12 protein-coding genes are annotated in these 15485 nt (G+C 69.8%); 6 read left to right on the forward strand and 6 right to left on the reverse strand.

The window, feature by feature from the left end:
• Positions 1-8: 8 nt before the first annotated feature.
• Together hutC and LPA45_RS03215 are read right to left on the reverse strand one after the other, a co-directional pair.
• Positions 9-725, reverse strand: coding sequence for a histidine utilization repressor (gene hutC / locus LPA45_RS03210; RefSeq protein WP_116317283.1), 717 nt, complete (start codon positions 723-725; stop codon positions 9-11).
• A gap of 35 nt (positions 726-760) precedes the next feature.
• Positions 761-4150, reverse strand: coding sequence for a diguanylate cyclase (locus LPA45_RS03215; RefSeq protein WP_116317284.1), 3390 nt, complete (start codon positions 4148-4150; stop codon positions 761-763).
• A 357-nt stretch (positions 4151-4507) separates the two neighbouring features.
• On the opposite strand from LPA45_RS03215, the gene LPA45_RS03220 reads away from it, so the two are divergent.
• Together LPA45_RS03220 and LPA45_RS03225 are read left to right on the forward strand one after the other, a co-directional pair.
• The gene (locus LPA45_RS03220; RefSeq protein ID WP_116317285.1) at positions 4508-4942 is read left to right on the forward strand and encodes a nuclear transport factor 2 family protein; all 435 of its coding nucleotides are present in this window, start codon (positions 4508-4510) and stop codon (positions 4940-4942) included.
• 100 nt (positions 4943-5042) lie between these two features.
• Positions 5043-5930, forward strand: coding sequence for a c-type cytochrome (locus LPA45_RS03225; RefSeq protein ID WP_116317286.1), 888 nt, complete (start codon positions 5043-5045; stop codon positions 5928-5930).
• A gap of 27 nt (positions 5931-5957) precedes the next feature.
• Here LPA45_RS03225 and LPA45_RS03230 read toward each other — a convergent pair whose 3' ends face one another.
• Complete coding sequence (locus LPA45_RS03230; RefSeq protein ID WP_199414512.1) at positions 5958-7022, reverse strand: acyltransferase; 1065 nt, start codon at positions 7020-7022, stop codon at positions 5958-5960.
• Positions 7023-7452: 430 nt separating this feature from the next.
• On the opposite strand from LPA45_RS03230, the gene LPA45_RS03235 reads away from it, so the two are divergent.
• From LPA45_RS03235 to LPA45_RS03250, 3 genes are all read left to right on the forward strand, one after another.
• Positions 7453-7944 (forward strand): (2Fe-2S)-binding protein, encoded by a 492-nt coding sequence (locus tag LPA45_RS03235; RefSeq protein ID WP_116317288.1) that lies wholly within the window; start codon positions 7453-7455, stop codon positions 7942-7944.
• Between the two features lie 16 nt (positions 7945-7960).
• Positions 7961-10210: a molybdopterin cofactor-binding domain-containing protein gene (locus tag LPA45_RS03240; protein ID WP_367394884.1), complete on the forward strand. Its 2250-nt coding sequence runs from the start codon at positions 7961-7963 to the stop codon at positions 10208-10210.
• A gap of 259 nt (positions 10211-10469) precedes the next feature.
• A complete protein-coding gene (locus LPA45_RS03250) occupies positions 10470-10757 on the forward strand; it encodes a winged helix-turn-helix domain-containing protein (protein ID WP_116317290.1) in 288 nt (95 codons plus the stop codon).
• 36 nt (positions 10758-10793) lie between these two features.
• Here LPA45_RS03250 and LPA45_RS03255 read toward each other — a convergent pair whose 3' ends face one another.
• From LPA45_RS03255 to LPA45_RS03265, 3 genes are all read right to left on the reverse strand, one after another.
• The gene (locus LPA45_RS03255) at positions 10794-12341 is read right to left on the reverse strand and encodes a transglycosylase SLT domain-containing protein (RefSeq protein ID WP_116317828.1); all 1548 of its coding nucleotides are present in this window, start codon (positions 12339-12341) and stop codon (positions 10794-10796) included.
• 208 nt (positions 12342-12549) lie between these two features.
• The gene (locus LPA45_RS03260) at positions 12550-12900 is read right to left on the reverse strand and encodes a hypothetical protein (RefSeq protein WP_116317291.1); all 351 of its coding nucleotides are present in this window, start codon (positions 12898-12900) and stop codon (positions 12550-12552) included.
• Positions 12901-13182: 282 nt separating this feature from the next.
• Positions 13183-14058 carry a LysR substrate-binding domain-containing protein gene (locus LPA45_RS03265; protein ID WP_116317292.1) on the reverse strand — a complete coding sequence of 292 codons (876 nt, stop codon included), beginning with the start codon at positions 14056-14058 and terminating at the stop codon, positions 13183-13185.
• A gap of 236 nt (positions 14059-14294) precedes the next feature.
• Between LPA45_RS03265 and psrA the strand changes: the two genes are divergently transcribed.
• Positions 14295-15407 carry an iron-containing alcohol dehydrogenase PsrA gene (gene psrA / locus LPA45_RS03270; protein WP_116317293.1) on the forward strand — a complete coding sequence of 371 codons (1113 nt, stop codon included), beginning with the start codon at positions 14295-14297 and terminating at the stop codon, positions 15405-15407.
• Positions 15408-15485 lie beyond the last annotated feature (78 nt).

Below are 15485 nucleotides of genomic sequence, written 5' to 3' on the forward strand. Positions count from 1 at the left end.
GCAAAAGCCTATGATGCAAACCGCCCTTCAAGCCGATGCAACGACCCCGGATGCACCAGCCTGACCGACGTCACAACCCGCCCCGCCGACCATGTCCGTCTACGGATCAGCAAACACGGCTCACCCTTGTCGATGTCGAGCAACCCGCATTCCTCCGGATGCGCCAGCACGGCTTCCACAACGTGCTCCCCTTCGGTCAGCGGCGCGACGCGCGTCAGGTACTGGTAGGGCGTTTCGCGCGTGAAGTCCTGCTCGAGGTAATCCGGCGCGACGGCGGCATTGACGTAGCGGTCTTCCAGCTGGATCGCAACATCGTCTTCATAGTGGACGATGACCGAGTGGAACACGCGCTGCTCCAGCGGTACATCCAGCGCGGTGGCCTGCGCCGGGCCGGCGCGTTCCTCCCGCACGCTGATGACGCGCGCATGATGCCGATGACCCCGCGCGGCAATGTCGTCCGCAATATTGTTGACCGCATACAGCGCCGTGCGCAGCTTGGGCTCGGCGACAAAGGTCCCGACCCCCTGCAGCCGCACCAGCATCCCCTCCGCCGTCAGCTCGCGCAGCGCCCGATGCACCGTCATGCGGCTGACGCCCAGCGCTTCGACCAGCTCGGCCTCCGAGGGCACGCGATGGTGGGGCGGCCAGCTGCCGTCAGCAATCCTGCTGCTGATGTGTTGCTTGACGCGCGCATAGAGCGGCGCCGGCGTGGATGCGAGCGGCAACGGTTTCCCCCGGGTGGCGACAGCCGCCGAATGTATCACGCCCCCTGGTGTTGTTCGACGCCGCGCGGCCCGCACGCTTCCAGGAACGCTTCGAGCGGCGTCGGCCGCCCGATCGCATAGCCCTGCGCATAGTCGACGCCGATTGCGCGCAGCGCGTCGAGCGTGCGTTCGTCCTCGACCCACTCTGCCACGGTCTTCACCCCCAGCCGGTGGCCGATATCGTTGATCGAGCTGACGATCTCGCGGTCGACCGCGTTGTCGGCGAGCTGGCGGATAAAGCTGCCGTCGATCTTCAGGTAGTCGACCGGGAACTGCTTCAGGTACGCGAACGAAGACAGCCCCGACCCGAAGTCATCGAGCGAGACGGTGCAGCCCGCGCGGCGCATCTCGGACACCAGCCGGTTGGCCGCCGACATGTTGTTGATCAGCGCCGTCTCGGTGATTTCCAGCCGGATGCGGTCGGCGGGCAGCGCGCTGGTATCCAGCTCGGCATGCAGGAAGGGCAGCAGGAACGGCTCGCCCAGCGAGTTGGCCGACAGGTTGATCGACACCGACAGCCCCGGCACCGCCCGCAGCCGCTCGCCGTAGCCGTGCAGCACGTTGTGGATGACCCAGCGGTCGACATGGCCCATCAGGTCGTAACGCTCGGCGGCAGGAATGAAGGCGCCGGGCAGGATCATTTCCCCGCTCTCGTCGACCATGCGCACCAGGATCTCGATGTGGCGGTGTTCGCCACGGCCTTTGCCGGCCGGCTGCAGCGCGCGGATTTCCTGCGCGAACAGGCGGAAGCGGTTGGCTTCCAGCGCCGAGTGGATGCCCGCGGCGACCTCCAGCTCGCGGTGGTGGCGGCGCGCGTCGCTCTCGTCGCGGCGGTAGACCGAGACCCGGCTGCGGCCGGCGGCCTTGGCGGCGTAGCAGGCCACGTCGGCGCGGCTCATCAGTTCGCTGACGGGCGGCACGTCGAGGTCGATCGCGGCGATGCCGATGCTGGCGCCGACGTCATAGACCCGGCCTTCCCACGGGAAGCGGCGGCCGCGGATGGCGTCGATCACGCCCTGGCAGACCTGCTCGGCCTGGTCCACGGTGCAATCCTTGAGCAGCAGCGCGAATTCGTCGCCACCGAGGCGCGCCAGCAAGTCGTCCGGGCGCACGTGGTTGCGGATCATGTAGCCGAGCTCGCGCAGCAGCACGTCGCCGGCGCCGTGGCCGGCGGTGTCGTTGACGATCTTGAAGCGGTCCAGGTCGATGAAGCAGAGCGCGGCGCGGTGGCCCTGCAGCCGCGCGTCGTCGCAGGCCTCGCGCAGGCGCTTCTCGAACCAGGTGCGGTTGGGCAGGCCGGTGAGCGCGTCGTGCATGGCCGAGCGCGCCAGCTCGCGCTGCAGCGCGCGCGCGGTGGTGATGTCCTGGAACACCAGCACCGCGCCCAGCACCTCGCCGCCGGCGGTCAGCACCGGCGCGGCGGAGTCCTGCACGTCGTGGCGCTCGCCGGTCAGGCTCTGCAGCACCGCGCCGTCCTGCAGGTAGGCGGGCGTGAGCGTGCGCAGGCAGGCCTCGACCGGGCTGGGGATCGAAGCGCCGGTGGCTTCGTCGACGATGCGGAAGACCTGCTCCAGCGGCAGGCCGCTGGCGCTGGCCATGGTCCAGCCGGTCAGCTGCTCGGCGATCGGGTTCATGAAGGTGACGTGCATGTTGGCGTCGGTGCAGATCACCGCATCGCCGATCGAGCGCAGCGTGATATGCAGCCGCTCTTTCTCTTCGAACAACGCCTCGGTCAGGCGGCGCTGCTCGGTGATGTCCCAGTTGGTGCCGACCAGCGCATGCGCCATGCCATCGGCGCCGCGCGAGACCATGGCCATGGCGCGCACATGGCGCACCGCGCCGCCGGGGCGCAGGATGCGGTATTCGGTATCGAACGGCGCGGCGCCGCGGATGGCCTGGCGCAACTCCGTGCTGACGCGGCTGACGTCTTCCGGGTGCAGCATGGCGATCCACTGCTCCGCCTGCGGCGTGCCCTGCGCGGGATCGGTGCCGTGCAAGGCATGCATGCGCGCATCCCAGGTGATGACGGCGCCAGCGAAGTCCCATTCCCAGATGCCGACGCCGCCGGCCTCCACCGCCAGCTGGATGCGCCGCGACAGCCGTTCCAGCTCTTCCTGCACCAGCCTGCGCGCATGGATGTCTTCCACCTGGGCGATGTAGTGCAGCGGCGCGCCGGTATCTTCGTCGCGCACCAGCGAGACCGCCAGCAGCGCCCAGCGGTACTGGCCGTCCTTGTGGCGGTAGCGCTTTTCCATGCGGTAGGACTCGATCTTGCCGTCCACCAGCAGCGCGGCCTGGCGCAGGTCGTCGGCCAGATCCTCGGGGTGGGTCAGCTGCTGGAAGGTGATCGCGCGCAGTTCCGCGTCGCTGTAGCCAAGCAGCTCGGTCATGGCGCGGTTGACGGTCTCCCAGCGGCCGTCCATGGCCACCAGCGCCATGCCGATGGCCGAGTGCTCCATGGCCTGGCGGAAGCGCTTTTCGCTGCCGCGCAGGCTGGCGCGGCCGTGGCGGTTCTGCTCGGTCAGGTAGGCGATGCAGACCGGGAACACCATGATCACCGCGGCCGACAGCGGCACCGCTTCATGGCCGTGCCCGACCAGCATCAGCGCCTGCAGCGACAGCGTTGCCACCAGCGTCAGCAGCGCGGTGGCGAACGGGTTCCCGGACAGCGCCACCAGCACCAGCGGCAGTGACATCGCGGCAAAGGGGTCGTGGCCCTGCCATTGCGCGAACGCGCCGATCGCCAGGCACAGCGCCAGCAGGCCGGCCTGCGGCGCCAGCGCCGGCCGTGCCAGCGCGGCGCGCACGCGCCCGGGCGTCATCGACAGCATCATTGGCAGCAGCAGCGCCATGCCCAGCGCGCTGGCCTGCCACCAGGTCCACCACACCGACGCGAACGCGGTGCCATGCAGGCTGGAGATGGCCGCGGCTCCGGCGGTGGCGCCCAGCGCCGGAGCGACGATGCCGGCGACCGCCAGCATGACCGCGAACGACGCCAGCGGCCCGTGGCGGACCAGCCCGGCGTGCCGGTCCAGCAGGCGCAGCAGGCCGGTGGCGCACAAGATCTCGGCCAGGTTGGCGCCGGCCAGCATCAGCGCGCTGGCGGTGCTGTCGCCGGCGGCATGGTTGGCCAGCAGGTTGGCGCCCAGCATGCCGGCCAGCAGCCACGGTGTTTCGCGTCGGGGCCGGTGCAGCAGCAGACCCAGCGCGAAGGCGTTGGGCAGCCATACCGCGGCCACGTTGCCCGGCAGCCGCGCCAGCCAGAGGCCAACCGCCGCCAGCACGAAATAGCCGGCACCGGCCAGCAGCAAGGGCTGCCAGCGGCGCGGCGCGGCGGAAAGGGCGGTGGCGGCCTGGTGGCTCGGCGGGGCCGTATCGGGCGTCATGGACGAGTGCGGTGCAAAGGGCGATGCGAATCGGTCGGAGCCGGGCGGCAGTTCCGGCGCGCCAGCGCGCCGGGGGTATGGGCCCGGCAAGGCGCGCGGACGGACTGCCGCCCAGCGTAGCGGCAACTGTAACGGGGATGGGCACCCGGGCAAAAGCCGGACAGCGGGGTGCCGGGGGCGTTGTTGCCACTGGTGTTCGGCCCGTTTTTTTGGTAGGGGGGGTGACGCGGCGGGCGCGATCGGGTATGGCCGGCGATGACCTCGCGGGTAATCGCGGCACTGCGCCGGGGCATCCATCATGCATCCATGGCCTGCCAGACGGGCCGAACGGATTCCCAACCCGCACAGGAGCACACCATGTCCGCCGCCGTCCAGTCTTTCCAGTCTGCCGCCCCCGCCGCTTCCGCCGCCCCCGCCGCTTCCGTTGATCACGCCACGCTCGCCGATCGCTACCTCGCCGCCTGGAACGAGACCGACCCCGCGCGCCGCCGCGAGCTGATCGCGCTGGCGTGGACCGAATCGGCCAGCTACGTCGACCCGCTGACGCGCGGCGACGGCCATGCCGGCATCGACGCCATGATCGCGGCGGTACAGGGCAAGTTTCCCGGTTTCCGCTTTACCCGCGTCAGCCCCGTCGACGCGCACGGCGAGCACCTGCGCTTTACCTGGGAGCTCGGGCCCGCGGGCGAGCCGGCGCTGGTGGTCGGCACCGATTTCGCCACCGTTGCCGCCGACGGCCGGCTGGCGCGCATGACCGGCTTTATCGACCGCGCCCCCGCCGGCCTGGCCTGAACGCGGCAGGCGCGCGCGCCTGTGTGGCCTGCCCCACCGACAGCCCCCCGCCCGCTGGCTGCAAGCTGTTGCATCCAGTGCGGCGGACAGGGGAGCGAAGATGGCGCGTGTTCTGCGGGTGGCGGCGTGGGGGCTGGCCGGCGTGGCCGCTGCCGTGGCCGTGGCGGCCTATGCCGCGGTCTGGGTTGGCGAGCGCAAAGCGTCGCGGACCGTGGCGGTGCAGGTCGCGCCGCTGGCCTTGCGCGACGACGCCGCCGCCATCGCCCACGGCAAGTACCTCTATGAATCGCGCGGCTGCATGGAATGCCACGGCGCCGGCGCCGGCGGCAAGCAGGTATTCGACGATCCCAAGGGCCTGCGCGTGCGCGCGCCGGACCTGACCCGCGGCAACCCGGCCATCGCCACTTACCGCGCCGAGGACTGGGTGCGCAGTGTGCGCCATGGCGTGGCGCCGTCGGGCCGGCCGCTGCTGATCATGCCGAGCGAGGACTACAACCGCCTCAGCGACGAAGACCTGGGCGCGATGGTCGCCTACCTGCGCAGCCTGCCGCCGGGCATGGGCGCGCCCGCCGAGATCACCCTGCCATGGATGGTGCGCGCGCTGTACGGCGTGGGCGTGGTGCGGGACGCTGCGTCCAAGATCGACCACAGCCTGCCGGTGCAGCCGGCGCAGGTGCCGGCGGCCACGGCGCAGTACGGCGGCTATGTCGCCAATGCCTGCCTGGGCTGCCATGGCCATGACTTCAGCGGCGGCAAGATTCCCGGCGCGCCCCCCGACTGGCCGCCGGCGGCGGACCTGCGCCCGGTCTCGGGCGGCGCCATGTCGCGCTATGGCCAGGCCAGGGGCTTTATCGAGATGATGCGCAGCGGCAAGCGGCCCGACGGCTCGCAGATCAGCCGCGTGATGCCGTTCGACTCGTTCGGGCGCATGAACGATACCGAGCTGACCGCGCTCTACCTGTACCTGGCGGACATGCCGCGGCGCTGACGTCGGGCTGCCAGCGCGCGCCTCGCATCATTGCCTTGCCAGCCGGCGTCCCGCGGCGATGCCCGGCAGCTCCACCCAGCGGTGCAGCAGCAGCGCCAGGACCAGCGCCAGGCCGGCGTCGATGGCAAAGCGCAGCAGCTGCAGGCCGGTCTGGTCGGGCGTCAGTTCCGGCATCAGCCGCTTGACGGCTTCGATCACGGTCGGGTGCACCAGGTAGAGCGCGTACGACAGCTCGCCCAGCCACACCAGCGCGCGCGGCACGCGCAGCATGCCGGTATGCTCGGCCGCGACCGCGCCCGCCAGCAGCAGTGCCGCCGGCACGCCGCGCCCGGCCAGGCTGAAGTCCGTGCCGACCAGCGGCAGCGACAGCGCGAACGCCGCGCAGCCGACGGCCAGCATCCCCAGCGCGATCGACTGCGTCAGCAGGTGGCGCCAGCGCGAGTAAGCCCACGCCAGCAGGCAGCCGAGCAGGAACTCCAGCACCAGCGGGTTGCTCGCCATCGCCAGCCATGGCGACGCGAAGGGGTAGCCTTGCGCGGGATCGGCGACCAGCGTGCCGAAGCGCCACCACGGCAGCACCAGCGTCGCCAGCGCGAACAGTGCCAGCACCACCCAGAGCGCGCGCCGCCCGGCCAGCAGCAGCCCGAGCGCGAACGCGGCGTAGAACGCGATCTCATAGTTGAGCGACCAGCCCACGTAGAGCGCCGGATAGCCGTAGTAGGGCGCATGCGCGGTCGTGGTGGGCAGGAACGCCAGCGACGCGGCGAACAGCGCGGGCGTCACCGGGTTGAGCAGCAGCGCGTGGATCACCGACATGGCCCAGTACGGCGGCGCCAGCCGGAACGCGCGGCGGACCAGGAAGCTGAGCGGGCGCTCCGGGCGTGGCCGCGCCAGCACCGCGACCCAAGCGATGATGAAACCGCTGATGACGAAGAACACATCGACGCCGACATGGCCGCGCTTGATCACGTTGGCGGTCAGCCAGCCCAGCACGGGCGCGTCGGGCCCGCCCAGCGCGAGGCCGGAATGGTAGACCACCACGAAGGCCGCGGCCAGGCCGCGCAGCGCCTGGATGCTGTCGAGCCGGGCAATGGCGGGGGAGGTGCGGGAGGTGGCGGGCGCGGCGGGCGCGTCGGCGCCGCGCGGGCGCGCCGCGGGCTGCACGGCGCGTGGCGGTGCTGGCGTACCCGTCAACGGATGGTGGCGTTCTGGAATAGTCGACGGCACTGTTTCAGCGGCAGGAATCCGCAAGCGGTGAATCCATGAGGGACAGCGGCCGGATGCACAAAGTTCGTGCAAACGCCGTCAAAACGCGCGTTTGCGCCGCGCGCGGCGCACGGCCTCCGGCAAGGTGACCGGAATTGCACTATCCTCCCTTGTCCCGTACGCCATGCTGCGTGCGCGGGCAGTGCCCCCGCATCCCCACGCCTTCGCCATGCGCCGGTTCCCGCTGGCGCGGACCGCGTGCGGGCCCGGGCACACGCCATGACCAGTGGGCAACGTACCCAAGGAGTGTCCCCCAATGACCACCTTCAACATCAACGTCAACGGCAAGACCCGCGCGGTCGACGTGGATCCGTCCACGCCGCTGCTGTGGGCGCTGCGTGACAACCTCGACATGACCGGCACCAAGTTCGGCTGCGGCATGGCCGCGTGCGGTGCCTGCACCGTGCATATCAACGGCCAGGCCACGCGCAGCTGCGTCACGCCGGTTTCCGCCGCCGCCGGCGCCAGCATCACCACCATCGAAGGCGTGGACACCGACAAGGTGGGCCGCGCCGTGCTCGACGCGTGGGTCAGGCACGACGTCGCGCAATGCGGCTACTGCCAGAACGGCCAGGTGATGAGCGCGATCGGCTTGCTGCGCAGCAAGCCGCGTCCCACCGATGCCGATATCGACCAGGCCATGGCCGGCAACCTGTGCCGCTGCGGCACGTACCAGCGTATCCGCGCGGCGATCAAGGACGCCGCGCGCGCGCTGGCCTCGGTGGCCTCGGTGGCCTCGGCGGCCTGAACCGGAGGAACCGATCATGCGAATCCGAGGCATCGAAGCACTGGCCGGCGGCCAGGGCGGCAACGACGGCGCGGCGCAGGGCGGTGGCATTGCCACGCTCAGCCGCCGCGGTTTCCTGAAACTCACCGGCCTGGCCGGCGGCGGGCTGGCGCTGGGCGTGGCCCCGCTGGCGCAGGCACAGGAGGCGGGCAGGCTCAAGGCACCGCCGCCGCAGGCGTTCCTGATCATCGCGCCGGACAACACCGTCACGGTGGCGGTGAACCGGCTCGAGTTCGGCCAGGGCGTGCATACCGCGCTGCCGATGGCGCTGGCGGAAGAACTGGATGCCGACTGGCGCAACGTGCGCGCGACGCTGGCACCGGCGGGCGACGCGTACAAGGATCCCGCCTTCGGCATGCAGATGACTGGCGGCTCCACCGCGCTCAACCACTCGTTCGAGCAGTACCGCGAGCTGGGCGCGCGCGCCCGCGCCATGCTGGTAACCGCCGCCGCGCAGAAGTGGCAGGTCGATCCGGCCAGCATCAAGGTCGAGCAGGGCGTGCTGGCGTCGGGCAGCCACCGCGCCACCTTCGGCGAACTGGCACAGGCGGCGATGGAACTCCCGGTGCCGCAGCGGATCACGCTGAAGGACCCGTCGCAGTTCCGCATCGTCGGCAAGCCGACGCAGCGGCTGGACGCGCGCGGCAAGATGGCGGCGACCACGCCGTTCGGCATCGACACGAAGCTCGACAAGATGGTGGTGGCCGTGGTCGCGCGCCCGCCGCGCTTCGGCGGCAAGGTGAAGTCGTTCAATGCCGACAAGGCGCGCGCGGTACAGGGCGTGCATGGCGTGATGCAAGTGCCGGTGGATCGCGGCGGCACCGGCGTGGCCGTGGTCGGCAGCGGCTACTGGCCGGCCAGGATGGGGCGCGAAGCGCTGGAGATCCAGTGGGAAGACGCGGGTTCCAAAGTCTCGTCGCAGGCGCTGTTCGACGAGTACGCGAAGCTGGCTGCGCAACCGGGTACGGTGGCACGGCCAGGAGAAGGAGACATCGGCGCGGCCATCAACGGTGCCGCGCGCAAGATCGATGCCGAGTTTCGCTTCCCGTACCTCGCGCACGCGCCGATGGAACCGCTCAACTGCACGCTGCAGCCCGAGGTGTCGGGCGGCAGGCTGCAGGCGGTCAAGGTATGGGTGGGGTCGCAGTTCCAGACCGTCGACCAGGCCGCGATCGCGCGCACGCTGGCCCTGGCACCCGACAAGGTGGTGCTCAATACCATGATGGCCGGCGGCGGCTTCGGCCGGCGCGCGGTGCCGACCTCCGACTACCTGGTGGAAGCGGCCAACGTGCTCAAGGCCTGGGTGGCCGCCGGGCATACCGAGCCGCTCAAGGTGGTGTGGAGCCGCGAGGACGATATCCGCGGCGGCTACTACCGTCCGCTGCACCTGCACCGCGCGCGCATCGGGTTCGATGCGCAGGGCAAGGTGGTGGGCTGGCAGCACACCGTGGTCGGGCAGTCGATCCTGAAGGGCACGCCGTTCGAGCCCTTCATGGTCAAGAACGGCGTCGACGCGACCATGACCGAGGGCATCGTCGAGAACGACTACGACCTGCCGCTGCAGATGTCGGTGCATCACCCGCAGGTGGATGTTCCGGTGCTTTGGTGGCGCTCGGTCGGCAACACGCATACCGCCTACGTCAAGGAAACGCTGGCCGACGAAATGGCCGCCGCCGCGAAGCAGGACCCGGTGGCGTTCCGGCTGGCGCGCCTCGACGAAAAGAAGCACGCGCGCCACCGTGCCGCGCTGCAACTGGCGGTGGACAAGTCCGGCTATGGCAAGCGCAAGCTGCCCAAGGGGCATGCGTGGGGCGTGGCGGTGCACGAGTCGTTCAGCACCGTGGTGGCCTACGTGGTCGACGTGTGGCTGGTGAAGGGCGAGCCGCGCGTGCACCGCGTGACCGCCGGCGTGCATGCCAACCGCGTGGTCAACCCGTTGTCGGCCGAGGCCCAGATCCAGGGCGGCTGCGTGTTCGGGCTGGCGATGACCAGGCCGGGGTTTGCCATCGAGATCGAGAACGGCGCCGTGAAGAACAGCAACTTCACGGACTTCCCGCCGCCACGCATCACCGATGCACCGGTGGTGGAGGTGTTCTTCGTGCCCTCGCAGGAGAACCCCACCGGCCTGGGCGAGCCGGGCGTGCCGCCGATCGCGCCCGCGGTGGCGAATGCGCTGTTCCGGCTGACCGGCAAGCGGCAGCGGCAGTTGCCGTTCGAGCTGGCGTAGGCGGCCGCCAGGGGCTGGCCGGATCACCGTGCCGATGGCGATATCGGCCACGCGGGCGCTATCGCGGTAAGGCAGCTCCGCCAGCTCACGCAGCGCCAGCACGTTGCGATAGGCCAGCGGCAGCTGGGGTAAGGGGGGTAGGCGGCCCTATTGCCTTTGCCCTGCGAGCCGCGTAGAACGTAGGGAAACCGGCGCCGCCAGCGGCGCCGCAGCCGCCTGCCATGCGCGGCAGCGCACAATGGAGGATCGAGGTGTGGCCATGGAGACCCAAGACAGCGCGCTGACGCTTGCCCTGTTGACCGAACCCGCGCGCGCCACGATCTGCCGCGCGCTGCTGGAAGCCGGCGAGGAAGGGCTGCCTGCCGCCGAACTGGCGCGGCTGGCCGGCCTGAGCCTGCCGCGCGCCGCGCATGTGTTCCAGGAACTGGTGCAGGCCGATGTGGTGGCGCTGGCGATCCGCGAGCGCCAGGTCTGCTACCTGCTCAAGGCCAGGCGCGCGGTGCGCGAGGCGCTGGGCTATATCGACAGCAGCGGCCTGGCTGACTGACCGGCGCGGCTGACACGCCGGCGCCATGCCGGCCGGCTATTTCCGCACCTGCTCCAGCGCCCGCTTGCGCGCGGCCTCCTGATCCTGCATCAGCCGGTAGGCCGCGTAGTACTTGAAGATGTTGCGCACATAAGTGGTGGTCTCGATGCCGATCTTCTCCGCCACCACGATCTCGACATTGTTGAACCACTTGTCGGGATCCAGGCCGCGCGCCGCCGCTTCCTTGCGCATCTTGGCGATATTGCCCGGCCCGGCGTTATAGCTGGCAAAGGCGAACAGCGGCCGGTTCGATTCCGAGAAATGCGCGTCGGGGAAGTACTTCGTCATCAGCCGGTCCATGTACTTGGCGCCGGCGTGGACGTTGGACTCGGCCATCCGGATATTGCCGACATTCAGCTCCTTGCCGGTAGCCGGCATGATCTGCATGATGCCGACCGCGCCGACGTGGCTGCGCGCCTCCTGGTTCAGCTGCGACTCCTGGAAGCCCTGCGCGGCCAGCATCAGCGGGTCGAAGCCATAGTCCTTGCCGTACTTCTCGAAGAAGGCGATGGTCTGCTGGAAGCGCTTGTACTCGGCATCCTCGGTGTTGTTCTTGATCTGCTTGACGCGCTGCATGGCCTGCTTGAGCCGGTACTCCGCCACGCCCTGCTTCTTGACGAAGTTGACGTAGAAGTCCTCGATCGCCTGCCGCAGCTGCGGGCTGTTCTTGCGGAACGCCCAGCCGACATGGCCGCCTTCGCGCACGGCCAGGTCTTCGCGCACCTTGATGTCCGGCAGGATCTGCGCCCACATCGCGGCCTTCCAGTCATCGACCACGACGATCTGCAGCACGCCCGCGTTAAGCATCTCCAGCGCGTCTTCATCTTCGAGCGCCTCAGGCAGCATGACCAGCTTCATCGGCGCCTTGCCCGCATGGCGCAGGCGGTCGTTCAGCACGGTCAGGCTGTCGAAATAGCTGCTGGCGCGCCGTACGTGCACGGTCTTGCCGGAAAGGTCGTCGAGACGCTGCAAAGCCGGCGCCTTCGGCCCGGTGACCACCAGCTCGCGCACCGGCTTGCGGTCGCGCGGCGCGGCGAAATCGACCTGCTTCAGCCGGTTCTCGGTCTCGGTCAGGTTGCCCGCGGCGATATCGCCAAGCCCCGCCATCAGGTCAGGCAGCAGGCGGTCGCGCGTGGTCGGGATGATGATGATCGTCAGCGGGCGCTTGCCGAGATCGTCGGCGTATTTCTTGTTCAGGTAGCGCTCGAAGTCACGCACCAGTTCCGCGGTCAGTCCGCGCTCGCGACCCTTGTCGCTGAAGTAGAGCGTGCGGCTGTATGGCACCAGCACGCGGATCACGCGGCTCTTGAACATCACGTCGAAGTCGCCGGTACGGGGCTTGTTGGCAAGGTTCAGGCCACGTGGCTTGGCGGGGATTGCCTGGCTTGGCGGCGCGGTCGCGGCAGGAGCCGTCGCAGCGGGCGCGGCTTTTTGCGACGGCGGAATTTGCTGCGCCACGGCAGAGGGCGCGCGCAGGCCGAGGATACCCATCAGGCCGGACAGAAGCAGGCCTGCCAACCAGAAAGACGGGCGGACAGCGGGCATGGCGTGGATTGCAAGCCGCGCAAGCATGCGCGCGGCTTGCCCATAACGAGTCTAGGCGCGATACGGCAGCTTGCAAGCGGGAGGCAGCGCGCGGCCCGCGTAAAGGCAGCGCAGGGATGCGCAATCCAGGAGGAGCGCGTCGAGGGAGTGAAAAGAAGGCGGCCGGCTTGCGCCGGCCACCCATGGCATTCGCGCTTGCGCGATGCCGCTATTGCTTGGGCGCTGCCATTTCCTGGCGGGCAGTGGAGTCCGCGGCCTTGTTCTCGACCTTGCGCTCTTGCTTGGCCTCGCTGACTTCTTCCTTGTACTCGCCCTTGGCGGCCTTCTTCTTCGCCTTGTATTCGTCGGAGGCGCGTTTGCGTGCCTCGCGGCGCTCGACCAGCGGGTCCTTGGGCGGTTCGATCTGGGTCACGCCGGGCGGCACGCCCTGCGCGCCCGACGGGGGTGCCGCGGGCGCGGCCGTGGTCTGGGCCAGCACGGTGGCGCAGCTGAGGCCTGCCAGGCCGGCGGCAATCGCGCCGACGATCTTGGGAAGGCTAGCGGGCTGTTTCGGATCCATGGAAAACCTCCAGAGTTGTTGTCGGAGGCGCCGGTAGTGGAGGGGCCCGGCGCGGCTTTGACCGCGCATCGCCGCCGTGGCGGGGATGCAGCGGTAGCACTCAGTCTAGGCAGCGGGGCGGTGTTGCGCTGTCGGGCGCACGCTGATGCGCCGCCGGCGTTACTCCTACACGGCCGCGTTGATGCCTGGCCGCAACAGACTCCTGTCAAGGGGCCCGGCCGCCACATCGTGGCCGGCGCGGTTCAGCGAAACGCAGCGAGGCTCAGCGAAACCCAGCGAGGCTCAGCGAGGCGGTGACAGCGCCACGCCGAGCAGCGCGGCGATCAGCGGGCGGTCCTTGCGCACGTCCAGGCAGCACAGCGCGTAGTCGATCGACAGCAGCGCATCGTCGACCGGCACTTCCTGCAGTCCCGGCAGCGGGATGCATTCGATCTGCGTGACGAAGCTGATGCCCATGCCGCTGGCCACGGCATGCAGCGTGGCCTCGCGGCTGTTGATCTCCATCGCGCAGTGCAATGCCACGCCATGCTGCGCGCAGGCGCGCTCGACGCGGTCGCGCGTCTTCGAGCCCGGCTCGCGCAGGATCACGGACTCGCCGGCAAGGTCCTGCAAGGTGATCGCGTGGCGCGACGCCAGCCGGTGCCCGCGCGGCACCACCGCGACGATGCGTTCGCTGCGGTAGGGGGCGATGTGCAGTCCCGGCACGGGATCGGGTTCGGCCACGATGCCGACATCGATGTCGAAATCCTGCAGGCCGCGCAGCACCGAGTCTTCCGAGCCGATCGTGACGGTGAGGTCCAGAGAAGGATACGCGCCGCGGAAGCTCCGCGCCAGCTCCAGCGCGATCGGCGGCGAGACCGCGCCCACGCGCACCAGCCCGGTCTTGAGCTTGTGCGCGCTGTGCAGGAACTGCATCGCTTCCTCTTCCTGCCCGAACAGTCCCTGCGTGATGGCGTAGAGGCGCGCGCCGGTATCGGTCAGGCGCACGGTGCGGCCGGCGCGCAGGAACAGTTCAACGCCGAAGCGCATCTCCAGCGCCTTGACCTGGTCGGTCACGGTGGGCTGCCCGATATGCAGGTACTGCGCCGCGGCAGTGAAGCCGCCGGTGCGCGCCACCGCGTGGAAGCAGCGGATCGCCTTGTAGTACTGGTGGAACATGTGGGGTCAGGGAGGACGGCCGCGGCCCGGTGCCGCAGGCGTCAAGAGTCTCCCACAGCCACACGCCGGCGCCCACGCAGGGTTTCCCCCGAGGCCACGCGATCCATCGGTTTTTCCGCATCGGCCCGTCAAAGATGCGATTGGACTGCCCTCTGGCGGTCTCCCACACTTCGGTCAACGCAGGGCGCGGCGCACGCCGCTCCCGCCCCGCCACAAAGAAAAGTGAGGAGCCCCCCATGATCCATGCGTATTACAACCCCGTCTCGATCCACTGCGGGCCGGGCAGCCTTGACCGGCTGCCTGCCTTGCTGCACGGCCGCCGTGCCGTGGTCGTGACCTTTCCCGAAGCCCGCGCGCTGGGGCTGGTCGCGAGGCTCGAGGCGCTGCTCGGCGCCGGCCTCGTTGCCGTGATCGAAGACGTACAGCCCAATCCCGACGTGGCGCAGCTGTCGGGCCTCTACAACCGCTTCTGGGAACAGCCCGACGCCTGCGACGCGATCGTCGCGGTCGGCGGCGGCAGCGCCATCGACACGGCCAAGGCGCTGATGGTCGGCACGGCCGGAACGACCGGATCAACGAGCGGCGGCCGCTTCGATTCGCTGCTCAGCCTGCTCGCCACCGGCAAGCCGTTCGCGCCGGCGCAGGTCAAGCCGCTGATCGCGGTGCCGACCACCGCGGGCACTGGCAGCGAAGTGACGCCATGGGCCACGATCTGGGACGCGGCCAACCAGAAGAAATACTCGCTGCACCTAGACGCGACCTGGCCGGAGGCGGCCATCGTCGACCCGGGGCTGATGGTGTCGGTGCCGCTGGGCACGACGGTCTCCACCGGCCTCGACGCGCTCTCGCACGCACTGGAATCGGTGTGGAACGTCAACGCCAACCCGATCTCCGACACCTACGCGGTGTCGGCGGTGGAAGACATTTTCGAGACCCTCCCGGCGCTGGTGCGCAACCCGGCCGACATCGCGCTGCGCGAGCGCATGGCGCTGGCCGCGCTCAAGGCCGGCCTGGCGTTCTCCAACACCAAGACCGCGCTGGCGCATTCGATCTCGTACGAAATGACGCTGCGCCACGGCCTGCCGCACGGCATCGCGTGCTCGTTCACGCTGCCGCTGGTGCTGGAGAAGGCGTGGGCGCGCCGCCCCGACCGCGACCGTACGCTGCAGCGGCTGTTCGGGCCGTCGCTGGAAGCCGGCCAGCAGCGCCTGCGCGCCTTCCTGCAGGGGCTGGGCGTGAAGACCGAGTTTGCCGACTACGGCGTCTCCGACGAGGAGGCCGGCGCCATGATCGCGCGAGCGCTGGACGGCGCGCGCGGCAGGAATTTCATCGGCGCCGTGCCGGCTTAGCGGGGCGTCCGCCACGGGCAAGGTTTACCCCGGCCACCAGAGCCCCCCAGAGCCCGCAATACGGGCCGACAATACAAC

It is taken from the genome of Cupriavidus sp. Agwp_2 (genome assembly GCF_040784895.1).
GTDB lineage: Bacteria > Pseudomonadota > Gammaproteobacteria > Burkholderiales > Burkholderiaceae > Cupriavidus.

What these genes read in the sequence shown, in the direction of transcription:
- LPA45_RS03215 (WP_116317284.1), bottom strand. Translation starts at nt 4,150, where the DNA reads ATGACGCCCGATACGGCCCCGCCGAGCCACCAGGCCGCCACCGCCCTT.
- LPA45_RS03220 (WP_116317285.1), top strand. Translation starts at nt 4,508, where the DNA reads ATGTCCGCCGCCGTCCAGTCTTTCCAGTCTGCCGCCCCCGCCGCTTCC.
- LPA45_RS03225 (WP_116317286.1), top strand. Translation starts at nt 5,043, where the DNA reads ATGGCGCGTGTTCTGCGGGTGGCGGCGTGGGGGCTGGCCGGCGTGGCC.
- LPA45_RS03235 (WP_116317288.1), top strand. Translation starts at nt 7,453, where the DNA reads ATGACCACCTTCAACATCAACGTCAACGGCAAGACCCGCGCGGTCGAC.
- LPA45_RS03240 (WP_367394884.1), top strand. Translation starts at nt 7,961, where the DNA reads ATGCGAATCCGAGGCATCGAAGCACTGGCCGGCGGCCAGGGCGGCAAC.
- LPA45_RS03250 (WP_116317290.1), top strand. Translation starts at nt 10,470, where the DNA reads ATGGAGACCCAAGACAGCGCGCTGACGCTTGCCCTGTTGACCGAACCC.
- LPA45_RS03255 (WP_116317828.1), bottom strand. Translation starts at nt 12,341, where the DNA reads ATGCCCGCTGTCCGCCCGTCTTTCTGGTTGGCAGGCCTGCTTCTGTCC.
- LPA45_RS03260 (WP_116317291.1), bottom strand. Translation starts at nt 12,900, where the DNA reads ATGGATCCGAAACAGCCCGCTAGCCTTCCCAAGATCGTCGGCGCGATT.
- LPA45_RS03265 (WP_116317292.1), bottom strand. Translation starts at nt 14,058, where the DNA reads ATGTTCCACCAGTACTACAAGGCGATCCGCTGCTTCCACGCGGTGGCG.
- psrA (WP_116317293.1), top strand. Translation starts at nt 14,295, where the DNA reads ATGATCCATGCGTATTACAACCCCGTCTCGATCCACTGCGGGCCGGGC.